Source organism: Arthrobacter sp. NPDC090010 (genome assembly GCF_044748305.1).
Lineage (GTDB): Bacteria > Actinomycetota > Actinomycetes > Actinomycetales > Micrococcaceae > Arthrobacter_E.
In genome coordinates this window covers 232353-246178 of sequence record NZ_JBIVFT010000005.1, presented here as the reverse complement: position 1 = coordinate 246178, position 13826 = coordinate 232353, and the positions used below count along the sequence as shown (strand labels likewise).

The 13826-nt window shown below is 67.1% G+C and carries 10 protein-coding genes; 4 read left to right on the top strand and 6 right to left on the bottom strand.

Annotation, left to right across the window (positions count from 1 at the left end; translation table 11 throughout):
* Positions 1 to 70: 70 nt before the first annotated feature.
* Complete coding sequence (gene lipB / locus ACIPXZ_RS10215) at positions 71 to 739, bottom strand: lipoyl(octanoyl) transferase LipB (protein ID WP_400593322.1); 669 nt, start codon at positions 737 to 739, stop codon at positions 71 to 73.
* Between the two features lie 168 nt (positions 740 to 907).
* On the opposite strand from lipB, the gene ACIPXZ_RS10210 reads away from it, so the two are divergent.
* Positions 908 to 2446, top strand: a complete 1539-nt coding sequence (locus ACIPXZ_RS10210) for a serine/threonine-protein kinase (protein ID WP_400593319.1) — start codon at positions 908 to 910, stop codon at positions 2444 to 2446.
* A gap of 32 nt (positions 2447 to 2478) precedes the next feature.
* Positions 2479 to 5913 (top strand): S41 family peptidase, encoded by a 3435-nt coding sequence (locus ACIPXZ_RS10205; RefSeq protein ID WP_400593316.1) that lies wholly within the window; start codon positions 2479 to 2481, stop codon positions 5911 to 5913.
* 87 nt (positions 5914 to 6000) lie between these two features.
* On the opposite strand, the gene ACIPXZ_RS10200 is transcribed toward ACIPXZ_RS10205, so the two are convergent.
* Positions 6001 to 6429: an OsmC family peroxiredoxin gene (locus ACIPXZ_RS10200; RefSeq protein ID WP_400593313.1), complete on the bottom strand. Its 429-nt coding sequence runs from the start codon at positions 6427 to 6429 to the stop codon at positions 6001 to 6003.
* Positions 6430 to 6638: 209 nt separating this feature from the next.
* On the opposite strand from ACIPXZ_RS10200, the gene ACIPXZ_RS10195 reads away from it, so the two are divergent.
* The gene (locus tag ACIPXZ_RS10195) at positions 6639 to 7013 is read left to right on the top strand and encodes a VOC family protein (protein ID WP_400593310.1); all 375 of its coding nucleotides are present in this window, start codon (positions 6639 to 6641) and stop codon (positions 7011 to 7013) included.
* Between the two features lie 80 nt (positions 7014 to 7093).
* Here ACIPXZ_RS10195 and ACIPXZ_RS10190 read toward each other — a convergent pair whose 3' ends face one another.
* From ACIPXZ_RS10190 to ACIPXZ_RS10175, 4 genes are all read right to left on the bottom strand, one after another.
* The gene (locus ACIPXZ_RS10190) at positions 7094 to 7447 is read right to left on the bottom strand and encodes a hypothetical protein (protein WP_400593308.1); all 354 of its coding nucleotides are present in this window, start codon (positions 7445 to 7447) and stop codon (positions 7094 to 7096) included.
* Between the two features lie 94 nt (positions 7448 to 7541).
* The gene (gene sucB / locus ACIPXZ_RS10185) at positions 7542 to 9275 is read right to left on the bottom strand and encodes a 2-oxoglutarate dehydrogenase, E2 component, dihydrolipoamide succinyltransferase (protein WP_400593305.1); all 1734 of its coding nucleotides are present in this window, start codon (positions 9273 to 9275) and stop codon (positions 7542 to 7544) included.
* Between the two features lie 120 nt (positions 9276 to 9395).
* Positions 9396 to 10775 (bottom strand): dihydrolipoyl dehydrogenase, encoded by a 1380-nt coding sequence (lpdA, locus tag ACIPXZ_RS10180; protein WP_400593302.1) that lies wholly within the window; start codon positions 10773 to 10775, stop codon positions 9396 to 9398.
* Positions 10776 to 11055: 280 nt separating this feature from the next.
* The gene (locus tag ACIPXZ_RS10175) at positions 11056 to 12558 is read right to left on the bottom strand and encodes a leucyl aminopeptidase (protein ID WP_400593300.1); all 1503 of its coding nucleotides are present in this window, start codon (positions 12556 to 12558) and stop codon (positions 11056 to 11058) included.
* Between the two features lie 221 nt (positions 12559 to 12779).
* Here ACIPXZ_RS10175 and ACIPXZ_RS10170 point away from each other — a divergent pair, with 221 nt between their 5' ends.
* Positions 12780 to 13778, top strand: coding sequence for a proteasome assembly chaperone family protein (locus ACIPXZ_RS10170; RefSeq protein WP_400593297.1), 999 nt, complete (start codon positions 12780 to 12782; stop codon positions 13776 to 13778).
* Positions 13779 to 13826: the final 48 nt, after the last annotated feature.

The window sequence follows — 13826 nt, the reverse complement described above, 5'->3', positions numbered from 1 at the left end:
TTGCGTTCCACGGGGGTCGCGGCGTTGCGTTGCTCGATGCGCAGGAGCTTACGGCCTTCAGGGGCAAGAGTCACAGAACTACTCCTTCTTCAACGGCGACGAGCTCGTCCTCGTGCTTGCGGAATTCTTCCGTCACCCGCTCAACAAGATCCGCCGGCGAGATGTTCCGGCCGGTTTCCAGAGCGATGGTGGTCGTCCCTGCATCCTGGATGCCGCAGGCGATGATCTGCGCGTAGGGGGCGAGGTCGTTGTTGCAGTTGATGGCGATCCCATGCATCGTCACACCCTCGTGGACGCGGATGCCGATGGCGGCGATCTTCCGGTCCGGCCCCTTTGCGTCGGCGGTGATCCAGACTCCGGCCCTGCCATCCACGCGCGTCGCGGTGATGCCGTAATCGGCCAGCACCGCGATGATGACGTCCTCCAGACGGTGCACGTATTCGCGGATTCCGGCGGGGTTCTTCAGCTTGATGATCGGATACGCCACCAGCTGGCCGGGTCCGTGCCAGGTGAGTTTGCCGCCTCGGTCGACCGGGACCACCGGCGTGCCGTCGAACGGCCGCTCATGCTCTTCGGTGCGTTTGCCCGCGGTATAGACGGCGGCGTGCTCCAACAGCAGCACGGTGCTTGGACGGGAACCTTCCAGGACTTCCGAGTGCAGCTGCCGCTGCACCTCCCAGGCCTGAAGGTAGTCGACGTGGTCCGGGGCGAGGCCCAGGGTCGAGAACTCCAAAGTCATGCGTATCAGCTTAGACCTGTCGTGCCCGCCGGGAGGCCGATGTGGCGAAGCTCTCATTGACCCCGGCATTGTTACCGTGCAGGTCCACGCCTCCCTGTGGATAACTTCTGCACGATGTGTCGGAACGGCGTACTACTGGACGAGACGGGGCGCATCGAAAGGGCGAGGATGAGTGCACATCTCAGGAAGCAGTCCGCGGACGACGGCGAAGACGTGCCGCGGGTGGAGGGGTACCGGACGCGGGGCCTGCTGGGTTCCGGAGGAACGTCCGAGGTCTGGCTTCTGGAGGGCTCCGATGGCACCCGGAGCGCGCTGAAGACGCCGCGGTCCGCCGGAGACGGTGGAAGGCCGGAGTCGCTTCGTGCGGAAAGGTGGAGACAGAACGGAATCTCACACGAGCATCTGCTCGCCGTCCATCGAGTCGTGACCCTCGTCCGCAGTGCTGGTGACGGTGCACTGAAAACCGGCGAAGGGCTGCTGATGGACTTCGCTCCCGGTGGAACGGTCGCGAGCCTGGTCGCGGCCCGGGGGCGCATCACCCCGGAGGAGACGGTCACCGTGATCGTTCCGATCGCCAGGGCACTGGCATATCTGCACGCCCGTGGGCTCGTCCACGGCGATGTGGCGCCAGGCAACATCCTGTTCAGCGCGGAAGGAAAGCCTCTACTGTCCGACTTCGGACTGGCACGGATCCGCGGCGAGGAGGAAAGAGGCCCGCTCCTGGGAACCGCGCCGTTCGTCGATACGGGCCGGCGCGCACGGAGGGGCGACGCCGGTCGTGCGGCCGCCGACGTCTATTCCTTGGCAGCCGTCGCCTGGTGGTGCCTGACGGGCGAGGCGCCAGGCCCGTCCGCCTATCGGCCGCCGCTGCCGGTCATCAGGCCTGAGGTGCCCCGGGGCCTGGCTCTGGCGGTGGAAGCGGGCCTACAGGAGGAACCGGACGAGCGGGTGACGGCGGAGGCCTTCGCAAGGGCGGTGCAGCGGGCCTGCCGTGCTCTTCCGGTGCGGATCGCGGCGGGTGCGCACCCCGGCATGGGACCGGAACTGGTCACGACCGTGCTGCCGGAGCCGCCGGGAGGCGTCGCCGCGCGGCTGACGGGTCTGCTCCGGGCACTGAAAAGACCGCGAGCGCACTCTCGCCGAGCGGGCGGCCGCCGGGCGGCCCGCCGTCGTCGTAGGCCGGGTATCGGAGCCGCGGTCACGGCGGCAAGCGTAGCCCTGCTGACCGGGTTGTCCGCCGTTCACAACGGTCGATCAGCCTCGACGACGACGCCACCGTCGCAGACGAGTCCTCAGGCCGTTCCGGATCCTGTGGCGGCGGTTCCCGAACTGGTCGAGTCGCGTGCCCGGATGCTCCAGGACCGGGACGAGAGCCGCCTGAGCTCGGTGTACGTCCCGGGCCGGGCGATGGATCGGGACAGGGTGTTGCTCCGTGCCCTTCGCACGCAGGGACGGCACTATGCGGGCTACCGGCCGACTGCATCGAGCACGAAGCTGTTGAGGCGCGGTGGCTCCGCCCTTGCGGAGGTCCGGGCGACACTGACCACCCCTGGATTCAGCATTGTGGCGGACCGGCCCGGAAACGGCCGTGGGGTCCCGGCCTGGGCGCGGGGGAGCCGTGTGGAGGAGGTGCTGCTGGCGCTGACGCTGGTGGAAGGGCGGTGGAGGATCCAGGAGGTCTCGACGATGCCGAGCGGTTCTCCGTGATCCTCGGCTGAGGCGTGGTTAGGATCGTGACTATGACACAGCGTGGCTATCTGAGGTATCCCCATGTCCATGAAGATCTGGTCACTTTCGTCGCGGAGGACGACGTCTGGCTGGCTCCCCTCACCGGGGGACGGGCCTGGCGGGTGTCCTCGCTGAACCTGCCGGCACGAAATCCGCGGTTCACGGCGGACGGCCGTCAGCTGGTCTGGACAGTGACGCGAGGAGCCGCGCCCGAGGTCGTCACGGCGGGTGTGGACGGTTCCGGATTCCGCCAGCTGACCTTCTTCGGACATGCCTCCACCCGCAACAAGGGCTTCCTGCCCGATGGTCGCGTCCTGGTGACCAGTTCCTTCGAGCAGGGGGATTCCCGGCTCGCCCACGGCTACGCCGTACCTCTCGCAGGCGGAGCGTCGGAGCCGTTGGGTTATGGTCCGCTGGAAGCAGTGAGCTACGGTCCGGAACTCGGAGACGAGAAGCCCGTGGTCTTGGGCACCCTCCTGTCGAGGGAGCCGGCCTGGTGGAAGCGCTACCGTGGCGGCACCGGAGGCAAGCTCTGGATCGATCGTGACGGCAACGGTGAATTCGTCCGGCTCGCAGCCGAACTCAACGGCAATCTGACCGATCCGCTCTGGTTGGATGGCCGGATCCATTTCCTCTCGGACCACGAGGGTTACGGAAACATCTATTCGATCGCGCCCGACGGCAGCGGATTGCGCCGCCACACGGACCATGAGTCCTTCTACGCCCGTCATGCCTCCACCGATGGGCGCCGCATCGTCTTCGAATCGGCCGGTGAGCTCTTCCTGCTCGAGGAAGGCCAGGATCAGCCCCGCAAGCTTGAGATCGAGCTCGGTTCCACCGGTGCGCAGCCCAAGGCTCTGGATGCCGCGAAGCAGCTTCGTGAGGCGCAGCCTGATCACTCGGGCGATGCCAGTCTCGTCATCAGCCAGGGCGCACTGCACTGGCTCCGCCACCAGGACGGCCCGGCCCGGGCCCTTGAGAGCGAATCGGGGGTTCGTGCGCGTCTGCCGCGCTTCCTGGCCGATGGCAGGCTTGCCTATCTGCACGACCGCAGCGGGGAGGAAGTCCTCCGGATCGCCTCGCTGCTGGCTGACGGAGAACCGACCCGTCCGGAACCCGCCGCCACGGTGGAGGGCGAAGCCGCAAACGCCCACCAGGACGGGCACCCCGAGCTTCCTCGTCCGGTCCCCGCGCGGGGCACCGCACCGGAGGACCAGGACCCCGCGAATGACCAGGACCCCGGCGCTTCCGAGAACGGCATCGAGGCGGAAGCCGGGGAAGGGCCTGGGGCGGATGACACTGCTGCTGCACGCGATGAGCCCGCGGTCCACGAGCTGACTCTGCCGTCCCGGGTCGTGGCCGTGGAGGCCAGCCCCGACGGGCAGTGGTTGCTTCTCGGCACCGCCTTCGGTGATCTCCTGCTTGTCGACAGCGCCGGCGGAACCTCGGAAACGGTCGTGTCCGCCGGATCCGGGTCCATCGAACACCTCGCCTGGGCCCCGGACTCCAGCCATTTCGCCTGGGCGCAGGCCGTGGACGGGCATTCCGAGCGGAAGCTGATCCGGCTCCGTGCGCGTCCGGCGGGGAGCGACATCATCGACGTCACCGATGGGCGTTTCATCGACAGCTCGCCGAGTTTCAGCACGGACGGCAAGTTCCTCGCCTTCCTCTCCGGCAGGAGCCTTGACCCCGTCTACGACGAACAGCGCTTCGACCTGGCCTTCCCTCATACGATCCGTCCGTACCTGGTGACGCTTTCGGCGACGGAAGCCGCGCCCTTCGGTCCCGCGGTCGTGGAGGCCGCGCCGCAGGGCGGTGCCGGGCGCTCGGAGAAGGACACGGAACCCGCCGTCGTCGTCCTCGACGCCGATGGGCTGAGCGAGCGCATCGTCGCATTGCCCGTCGGGCAGGGGAACTACGAACAGCTGCGCGCGGTGCCGGGTGCACTGCTCTACCTGGATGTTCCCACCGAAGGCGTGCTCGGCGACGGCCGCGCGCGCAGTGATGACGAACCGCCGACGGCGAAGCTGGTCCGGCTGGATCTGGCGGGCGGCGAGAGCAAAGTCCTGGCCGAGGACGTCGCGTCCTATCGGCTCTCCGGAGACGGCAAACAGGCCGCACTCCGTTCCCAGGGCAAGCTGCGCACCGTACCGACCTCGCAGGACGGGGCGGATCCGAAGGACGTGGATCTCTCCCGGATCCGGGTGACATTGGAACCGCGCAAGGTATGGCGTCAGCAGTTCCGTGAGGCGTGGAGGCTGCAACGGGACTTCTTCTGGGACGAGACCATGGGCGGCCTGGACTGGGAGGAGATCCACGAGCGGTATCAGCCGGTGCTGGACCGCGTGGGGTCATTCGACGATCTTGTCGACCTCCTCTGGGAGCTGCACGGCGAGCTGGGGACCTCCCACGCCTATGTCAGGCCTCCGGAGCCCAGCGAAGCCGGAGCCGGCAAGCAGGGATTCCTCGGAGCAGAACTCGCGGAGCGCGGGGGAGAGTGGTCGGTGTCCCGGCTGCTCCTGGGTGACAGCTCCGATCCGCAGGCCTTGTCACCGCTGCGTCGGCCGGGAGTCGCGGTACGGGCCGGCGATACGCTGCTGGCCGTCGACGGCCAGCCGGTCGGCGGGCCCGAGGCCCGCACACCCGCGGAGTTGCTGAGGGGATCGGCGGGGAAGGCTGTGGAACTCACCGTCCGCGCCGAGGACGGAACCGTGCGCCGCACCGCCGTCGTGCCGCTCGGCAGCGAAGAGCGGCTTCGTTATCAGGACTGGGTCCAGACGAAGCGGCGTGTGGTCGCCGAGGCGTCCGGGGGGCGGTTCGGCTACCTGCACATCCCGGACATGCAGGCGCACGGCTGGGCGCAACTGCACCGCGATCTGGAGACGGAAGCGGCGAAGGACGCGTTGGTGATCGATGTCCGCCGCAATCGGGGCGGGCACACTTCGCAATTGGTGGCCGAGCTGATCGGCAGGACCGTGGATGCCTGGACCGTCTCCCGGGGTGAATACCCGACGACGTACCCGTACCAGGCGGTTCGCGGGCCTGTCGTGGTCATCACGGACGAGTTCGCGGGTTCCGACGGCGACATCATCACCCAGGTGGTGAAGATGCGGGGGATCGGGCCGGTGATCGGCACCCGGACCTGGGGCGGCGTCATCGGGATCGACATGAAATTCGACCTCGTGGACGGCACGCCGGTCTCTCAGCCGCGCTACGCCCACTTCTTCGAAGGCGGAACAGGCTGGGGTGTGGAGAACTACGGTGTGGATCCGGACATCGAGATCCTGTTCCCGCCGCATGCGCACAAGGCGGGGACCGATCCTCAGCTCGAGCATGGCATCGGAGTGCTGAAGGAGATGCTCCAGGAGATCCCGACCAAGGTCGCACCGTCCCGGGACAAGCTCCCGCGCGTCGTACCCGCCCCGCTGCCGCCGCGCCGTGACTGATATCGCGAGCTGCTGACGGCGGACGACGGAGGGGAGAAGACCAGTGGTCTTCTCCCCTCCGTCGTCTACGGCAAATGCTCAGTCTGCTCAGGCGTTGAGCGTGGCGTCCAGGGTGATCTCGATGCCGGACAGGGCTGCGGAGACGGGGCAGCCGACCTTGGCGGCGTTCGCGATGCGCTGGAAATCCTCCTCGGAGATGCCGGGGATGGTGGCGACGAGGGTCAGCTTGCTGCCGGTGATGCCGACGCCCGGCTGGAAGCCGACCTCGGACTTGGTACGGATCTCGGTGGCCGTGAAGCCGGCCTCGGCCAGCTCGTTGCTGAAGGCCATGGAGAAGCAGGCCGAGTGGGCTGCCGCGATCAGTTCTTCGGGGCTCGTCTTGCCCTCCGCAGCCTCGGAACGGGCCTTCCAGGTGACGGGATGCGTGCCCAGGGAGGAGCTTTCGAAGGTGGTCTCGCCCTGGCCTTCGAAGAGGTTGCCGGTCCAGACGGTGGAGGCGCTACGGGTCACTGCCATGAGTTGCTCCTTGGAATGTGTTGGGGATCGGCCGGCTCGTGTGCAGAGCGGCCCTTGATAACCATCCTAGGGTGTTCCTTTCCCCGGTGACACCCGTCGTCCCGAGGCCCGGAATGTGACGGAAAGGGCCGGATCGGCGAGCCGTGGAGGGTGCTTCCCGGGCGCCCCGGGACGGCCCTAGACTGCTGCCATGAGCGAAGACTGCTGCCATGAGTGAAGAGATGCGCGCGACGGCGCGCGGGACCGTCGCCTCGATCGTGGTCAACACCGTGGACCCGGAGAAGCTCTCCCGTTTCTGGGCCGAGCTGCTGGGGCTGAGCGTGATGTCCTCGTACGAGGGTGAATTCGTCTGGTTGAGTGCGGTTTCGCCCGGTGGCCCGAAGCTGGCCTTCCAGAGGGTGGAGCTGCCGAGCGAAGGTCCTCGACGGATACACCTTGATCTGCACGCGGAGGACCCCACGGAGCTCCTCTCGCGAGCCGTCGGGCTGGGTGCCGAGGAGTTCGAACAGCACACGATCGGAGATTTCGCCTGGACGGTGTTGAAAGACCCTGAGGGCAACGAGTTCTGTATCGCCCAGGGCTGAGCGGACAAAACGCCGAAGGGGCGGTGCGCACGGAATCCGTGCGCACCGCCCCTTCGGTTCAGCGGGTGAAGGTCCGGAACTCAGTTCCAGAGCGTGGCGAGTGCGATGTTGATCAAGGCCAGTCCGCCGACGCCGTGCGCCAGGCCGGTCGAGACCGGTTCGCCCTTCTTGACCTTGCGGGAGCCGATGACAGCCAGGACCGCCACGGCGACGCCGATCGCGAACTTGATGCCCAGCTTGAAGTAGTTGGCGTGGAAGTCCGGCATGAAGGGGATCAGACCCATCATCGCGATGCCGGTCAGCAGCTGGAGGAAAGCGCCGTCACGCTGGCGCGGATGAACAGTCGGTTCTTTCATCGTGGCGATCCAGTAGCCGACGATCATCGCGGCGCCGACGATGTGCAAGAAGACCAGGATGCTGAAGAGAATTCCCATGGCTCCAGTTTAGCGACACTCTGTCAGGAAATTCTACTGGGCGTAGAAAAACGGCGGCCACACCCGAGGGTGTGGCCGCCGTCGCGTGATGTGACTAGAGTCCGAGATCGCCCTCGAACGCGCCGCCTTCGAGGCGGGCCTTGACCGTCTGGAGGAAGCGGCCGGCATCGGCGCCGTCCACCAGGCGGTGATCGTAGGTCAGGCACAGGTACATCATGTGGCGGATGGCGATCGAATCGTTGCCATCGGCGTCCGTGACGACCATCGGACGCTTGACGATCGCGCCGGTTCCGAGAATGGCGACCTGGGGCTGGTTGATGATCGGAGTGTCGAAGAGGGCGCCGACCGAACCGATGTTCGTGATCGAGAAGGTGCCGCCGGACAGCTCGTCCGGACCGATCTTGCCGGTGCGGGTGCGGTTGGCGACGTCGGCGATCTTGCCTGCCAGCCCCGCGAGGTTGAGGTCTCCGGCGTTGGACACGACCGGAACCAGCAGGCCCTTGTCGGTGTCGACCGCGAAGGCCAGGTGCTCGGCGTTGTGGTAGGTGATCTGCTGAGTCTCTTCGTTGTACTCGGCGTTCAGCTTCGGGTGCGCCTTCAGTGCCTCGGCCACGGCCTTGGCGATGAAGGGCAGGTAGGTGAGGTTGACACCGTTGACAGCCTTGAAGTTGTTCTTGGCCGTGCCCCGCAGCTTCACGATGCGGGTCATGTCGATCTCGTGGACCTGGGTCAGCTGAGTCGAGACATCCAGGGACTCGCGCATGCGGCGGGCGATGACCTGGCGGATGCGCGGGGCCTTCTCCGTAGTGCCGCGGAGCGAGGAGGCGGCGACAGCGGGAGCGGCTGCGGCAGCCGGGGCGGCAGAAGCCGGAGCAGCTGCCGGGGCGGCGCTCTTCTTCGCTTCGATGGCGGTCTGGACGTCCTGCTTGCGGATCCGGCCGCCGACGCCGGTACCGGTGACGGACGTCAGATCGATGCCGTTGTCCTTGGCCAGCTTCCGGACGAGCGGGGTCACATAGGACTCGGCGTCGGACGGTGCCGGAGCTGCGGAGGGTGCCGGAGCTGCGGAGGGTGCCGGGGCAGCGGCCGGAGCGGGAGCTGCGGAGGGTGCCGGAGCTGCGGCCGGGGCGGGTGCGGCTACCGGGGCGGGTGCGGCAGCAGGAGCCGGTGCAGCGGCAGGCGCTGCCGGAGCCGGGGCTGCTGCCGGAGCAGCCGCGCCGGCGGCACCGATGACGGCGAGCACGGAGCCGACCTCAGCGGTGTCGTCCTCGTTCACGCGAATCTCCAGAAGGGTTCCGGCCACGGGGGAGGGGATCTCGGTGTCGACCTTGTCGGTGGAGACCTCAAGCAGCGGTTCGTCGACCTCGACGGAGTCGCCGATGGACTTGAGCCAGCGGGTGACCGTGCCCTCGGTGACCGATTCGCCCAGGGCGGGGAGGGTGACCTCGGTGCCTTCGCCGGCAGGAGCGGCTTCGCTGGCCGGTGCGGCCTCGGCCACCGGGGCCTCGGCAGCGGGCGCTGCCGGTGCTTCCTGAGCCGGAGCCGGTTCCGCCGCGGGGGCAGGAGCAGCCGGAGCTTCGCCGGAACCCGAGCCATCGCCGATGATGACCAGCGGGGCGCCGACTTCGGCGACCTCGTCCTCAGCGACGAGGATCTGCTCGATCACACCGGCGACCGGGGACGGGATCTCGGTGTCGACCTTGTCGGTGGACACTTCCAGCAAGGGCTCGTCCACCTCGACGCGGTCGCCGACGGACTTCAGCCAGCGGGTGACGGTACCTTCCGTGACGCTCTCGCCGAGTGCGGGCAAGTTAACGGATTCAGACATGTCGTCCCCGTTCTCCTTCATGATCTTCTGTATAGAAATTCTTCGGTGTGGGGGATCCCGCCGGACGGAACCCTCCGAAAGCGGGCCGGGGCGCCTGCAGGCGCCCCGGCCCCAAAGACATCAGCCGTGCAGCGGCTTTCCGGCCAGAGCCAGTGCGGCCTCGCCCAGCGACTCGTTCTGCGTCGGGTGCGCGTGGATCAGGGTGGCGACATCCTCCGGGAACGCCTCCCAGTTCACGATCAGCTGGGCCTCGCCGACCTGCTCGCCGAAGCGGCCGCCGATGCCGGTCACGCCGACGATCGGGCCGTTCTTCACGCGGATCATCTTCACGATGCCCGAGGTGCCCAGGATGGAGGACTTGCCGTTGCCGGCCAGGTTGTACTCCTGGGTCTCGATGTTGTCCTTGCCGAACTTCTCCTCGGCCTTCGGCTGGGAGTAACCGACGGACATGATCTCCGGCTCGCAGAAGGTGACCTTCGGGATGTTGACGTCCTCGACCACCACGGGGTTGAGACCGGCGATCTCTTCGGCCACGAAGATGCCCTGCTGGTAACCGCGGTGTGCCAGCTGCACGCCGGGGACGATGTCGCCGATGGCATAGATGTTGCCGACACCGGTGTGCAAGCGCTCGTTGGTGATGACGAAGCCGCGGTCCAGGGTCACACCCTGCTCGGCGAAGCCGAAGCCCTCGGTCACGGGGCCGCGGCCCACGGCGACCAGCACGATGTCGGCGGAGACAGAGCTGCCGTCGGCGAGGCTCACGGTGGCCTGGTTGGCGTCCTGCTCAACCTTCTCGAAGAAGACACCGGTCTTGAACTTGATGCCCTTCTTCTTGAACTCGCGTTCGAGGACCTTGATGATCGCAGGGTCCTCATTAGGGACGAGGGAGGGCAGGCCCTCGACGATGGTGACGTCCACGCCGAAGGAGTTCCACATCGAGGCGAACTCGACGCCGATGACGCCGCCGCCCAGCACGATGGCGGAGGAGGGCAGTTCGCTCATCTCCAGGGCCTCGGTGGAGGTGATGACGCGGCCGTCGATCTGCAGGCCCATGGTCTTGGACGTGGATCCGGTGGCCAGGATGATGTTCTTGCCCTTGTAGGCCACGCCGTCGACGGTGACGGTGTCGGGAGCGGTGAGCTTACCCTCACCCTCGATGACGTTGACCTTCTTCATCTTCAGCAGACCGGTCAGGCCCTTGTGCTTTCCGGCGACGATGCCGTTCTTGTGGTCGCGGACCTTGCCGAGGTCGACCGAGTCGAGCGTGGTGTTGATACCGTACTTTGCGCCTTCACGGGCGTTGTCGGCCAGTTCCGCCGAGTGCAGGTAGGCCTTGGTGGGGATGCAGCCGGTGTGCAAGCAGGTGCCGCCCAGCTTGGCGCGCTCCACGAGGCCCACCGTCATGCCCAGTTCCGTAGCGCGGATGGCGGCGGAGTAACCCGCGCTGCCTCCGCCGAGGACCAGGACGTCGAATTCTTGCGCAGTTGCCGTTTCGGCCACGTGAACGCTCCCTGAGTTGTATAGACGGTGCGAGCTGGCACCGTCTGGCCTGGAACTTTTCCTGCGGCGATTATGCCAGCAGGTCGGGTTCTTCTGCAGTGGTCATGCTTTTGTGACTGCCTGAAGAAAACAGCCACAGAGCCATTCGCTTTCACCTTAGCGTCACCCCCGTACATGGTGCACCTTAAAGGGCTTCGGCGCGGCGGCCTTGTGCTGTGACTCACGTTCATTTTTTTAAGAACGCCACAGCAGGCCACCGCGCCGAGGCCGCGCCAGTGCTTTAAGAGGCCATGCTCTCGATGTAGCTGAGGAGTGTGCGCAAGGCCGAACCGGTCGCCTTCTTCGGCGTGTAGCCGTAGGCGGAACCGTTGTTGAAGGACGGGCCGGCGATGTCGATGTGCGCCCAGGAGATGCTCTCCCCGGTGCTGTCGGTCCCGACGAATTCGCGCAGGAACGCGGCGGCGGTCATCATGCCACCGTGCCGTGCGCCGATGTTGGCCAGATCGGCGACCTCGGAGTCCAGGGTCGGACGCAGCTCTTCCGGGATCGGCATCGGCCACATGAGCTCGCCGGCCGCGTCTGCCGCCGACTTGAGCGACTGGGCCACGGCGTCGTCGCCCATGATGCCCGCGGTGCGGTCGCCCAAGGCGATCAGCTGAGCGCCGGTCAGGGTCGCGACGTCGATGATCACATCAGGCTGTTCCAGGCTGGCGGCGACGAGCCCGTCGGCCATGACCAGACGGCCCTCGGCATCGGTGTTCAGCACCTCGACGGTCTTGCCGCCGAAGATGGTCATGACATCGGAGGGGCGCTGGGCGGAGCCGCCGGGCATGTTCTCCGCGATGCAGAGCCACGCGGTGACCTTGACCGGCACGGAGAGCTCGGCGGCTGCCAGAGCCGCGTTGAGCACGGTGGCGGCGCCCGCCATGTCGCTCTTCATCTCCTCCATGCTTGCCGGCGGCTTCAGCGAGATGCCACCGGTGTCGAAGGTGATGCCCTTGCCCACCAGGGCCACGTGCGCGGTGGCCTTGGCAGGCGCGTACTCGACCTTGACCAGGCGCGGTGGCCGGGCGGACCCCTTGCCGACTCCCAGAATGCCTCCGAAGCCCTCCTTGTCCAGGCGCTTCTCATCCCACACCGTGACCTTGACCGGCAAGGACTTGGCGGCGTCGCGCGCCGCGGTCGCGAAGCTCTCCGGGTACAGGACGTTCGGCGGCTGGTTCACCAGGTCGCGCGTGAAGTTGACGTGGCGGCCGACGACGGCGGCACGGGTCACGGCCTGCTTAGCCCCCGCGGTGCCCGAGAGGGCCGTGACCAGGCGGACGGTGGCGACGGGCGCCTTGAGCCCTTCACGGGAGGACCGGTGCTGGTGGAAGGCATAGGCACCCAGCGCGGCGCCTTCGGCGGCTGCGGCGAGTTCCTCGATGGTGTCCATCGGAAGGGCGAGCGTGACCGTCGTCGTACCGGCCAGCTGCCGCACCGCCGAGCCGGCGGCACGGCGCAGGGACTCGGCGTCGTTCTTCGAACCCAGCCCCGCCAGGGCGATCACCTCGGCGCCCAGCTCCGGCACTCCCGGCAGGCGATGCAGCTGGTCCAGGGCTCCGGTGACGCCGAGCGAGGCGAGACTCGTCTGAAGAGCCTCCGCCGACTTGGCGCTCAACGGGTTGGCTGCCAGCTCCGGTCCTTCCTTGCCCTGGCGAACGCCGATCACGACGACGTCGCTCGACTTCTTCCGTAGATCGCCGCTGACTGTCTCAAGGGTGACTTCGTTGCTCTTGGCCACGAGTTCCTGCCTCACTTCTTGTGTAATGGGTGGACGTCCTTGTCCCATGGGTCACTGGTGCCGGCACTGATGTGGCGCCGTTCACCAACTATGATCGTAGCCCGTGTCACACAAGCCACCTGCGGCTTCCGGGAATGCGCCGGTGCCTCCGGGGTGTTGCACGAACTGAGATGAACAAGGATTCCGATGACCGCCGTCGGAGGCGGGATGCAGTGGAGGACATGGTGTTTGACCAGACGTACGGAGCGCTGCTCGATCCGGCCGGCCTGTACCGGGCCGACGAGGAGCTGTTGCAGGATGCGTCGCTGAAGGGGCTCAACCTGCTCATGGCATTCACGGGGTTCGCCGACGCCGGACATGTGGTCCGGCAGATCTCCCAGGAGCTGCTGGAGCTGCCCACCGTGCGGCCGGTGGCGGTGTTCGATGCCGACCAGCTGCTCGACTACCGTTCCCGCAGACCTCATCTGACCTTCGTCGAGGATCATCTGCAGGACTATGCGCCACCGCGGCTCGCACTGTATCTTCTGGAGGATCCTCTCGGGACGCCGTTCCTGCTGCTCTCCGGGTTCGAACCGGACCTTCAGTGGGAGCGTTTCTCCAAGGCCGTGGTCTCCCTCGTCGAGGCCCTGGACGTCAACCTCGTCACCTGGGTCCACTCCATCCCGATGCCGGTGCCGCATACGCGGCCGGTCGGGGTGACGGTCCACGGCAACAGGCCCGAGCTGATCGAGGGCATCTCCGTCTGGAAGCCGACAGTCGAGGTCCCGGCAGCCATCGGGCACGTCCTGGAATTGAAGCTGATCGCCGCAGGACGGAACGTCGCCGGCTACGTCATCCACGTTCCCCACTACCTCGCCGACGCCGAGTATCCGCAGGCCGCGGTGGCCGGCATGGAGTATCTGGGCGCGGCCGCAAGCCTCATGCTCCCCTCGGAGCGGCTCCGCGAGGTCGCGCGTGACGTCGCCCGTCAGATCACCGAACAGATGGAAGCGAGCGAAGACGTCCAGCAGGTGGTCCACAATCTCGAGGAGCGGTACGACCAGTACTCCGAGAACACCGTGCGTCGCTCCCTCCTGGCCGATGAGAATGACGAGATTCCCAGTGCCGAATCACTCGGTGCCGCCGTGGAGGCCTATCTGGCGCAGGAACTGCAGAACCAGGACGAGCATCCCGGGCACGAGGAACCGGGAGGAATGCCTCCAGGCCCCGGCCTCGTCTGAGCGATTCTGATCGGAACGCGCGGGGAGGAACCTCCTCCGCGGTCCGGT

Excerpts from the sequence above, each read along its gene's own strand:
- lipB (WP_400593322.1), bottom strand. The coding sequence starts at position 739 with ATGACTTTGGAGTTCTCGACCCTGGGCCTCGCCCCGGACCACGTCGAC.
- ACIPXZ_RS10210 (WP_400593319.1), top strand. The coding sequence starts at position 908 with ATGAGTGCACATCTCAGGAAGCAGTCCGCGGACGACGGCGAAGACGTG.
- ACIPXZ_RS10205 (WP_400593316.1), top strand. The coding sequence starts at position 2,479 with ATGACACAGCGTGGCTATCTGAGGTATCCCCATGTCCATGAAGATCTG.
- ACIPXZ_RS10200 (WP_400593313.1), bottom strand. The coding sequence starts at position 6,429 with ATGGCAGTGACCCGTAGCGCCTCCACCGTCTGGACCGGCAACCTCTTC.
- ACIPXZ_RS10195 (WP_400593310.1), top strand. The coding sequence starts at position 6,639 with ATGAGTGAAGAGATGCGCGCGACGGCGCGCGGGACCGTCGCCTCGATC.
- ACIPXZ_RS10190 (WP_400593308.1), bottom strand. The coding sequence starts at position 7,447 with ATGGGAATTCTCTTCAGCATCCTGGTCTTCTTGCACATCGTCGGCGCC.
- sucB (WP_400593305.1), bottom strand. The coding sequence starts at position 9,275 with ATGTCTGAATCCGTTAACTTGCCCGCACTCGGCGAGAGCGTCACGGAA.
- ACIPXZ_RS10170 (WP_400593297.1), top strand. The coding sequence starts at position 12,780 with ATGGTGTTTGACCAGACGTACGGAGCGCTGCTCGATCCGGCCGGCCTG.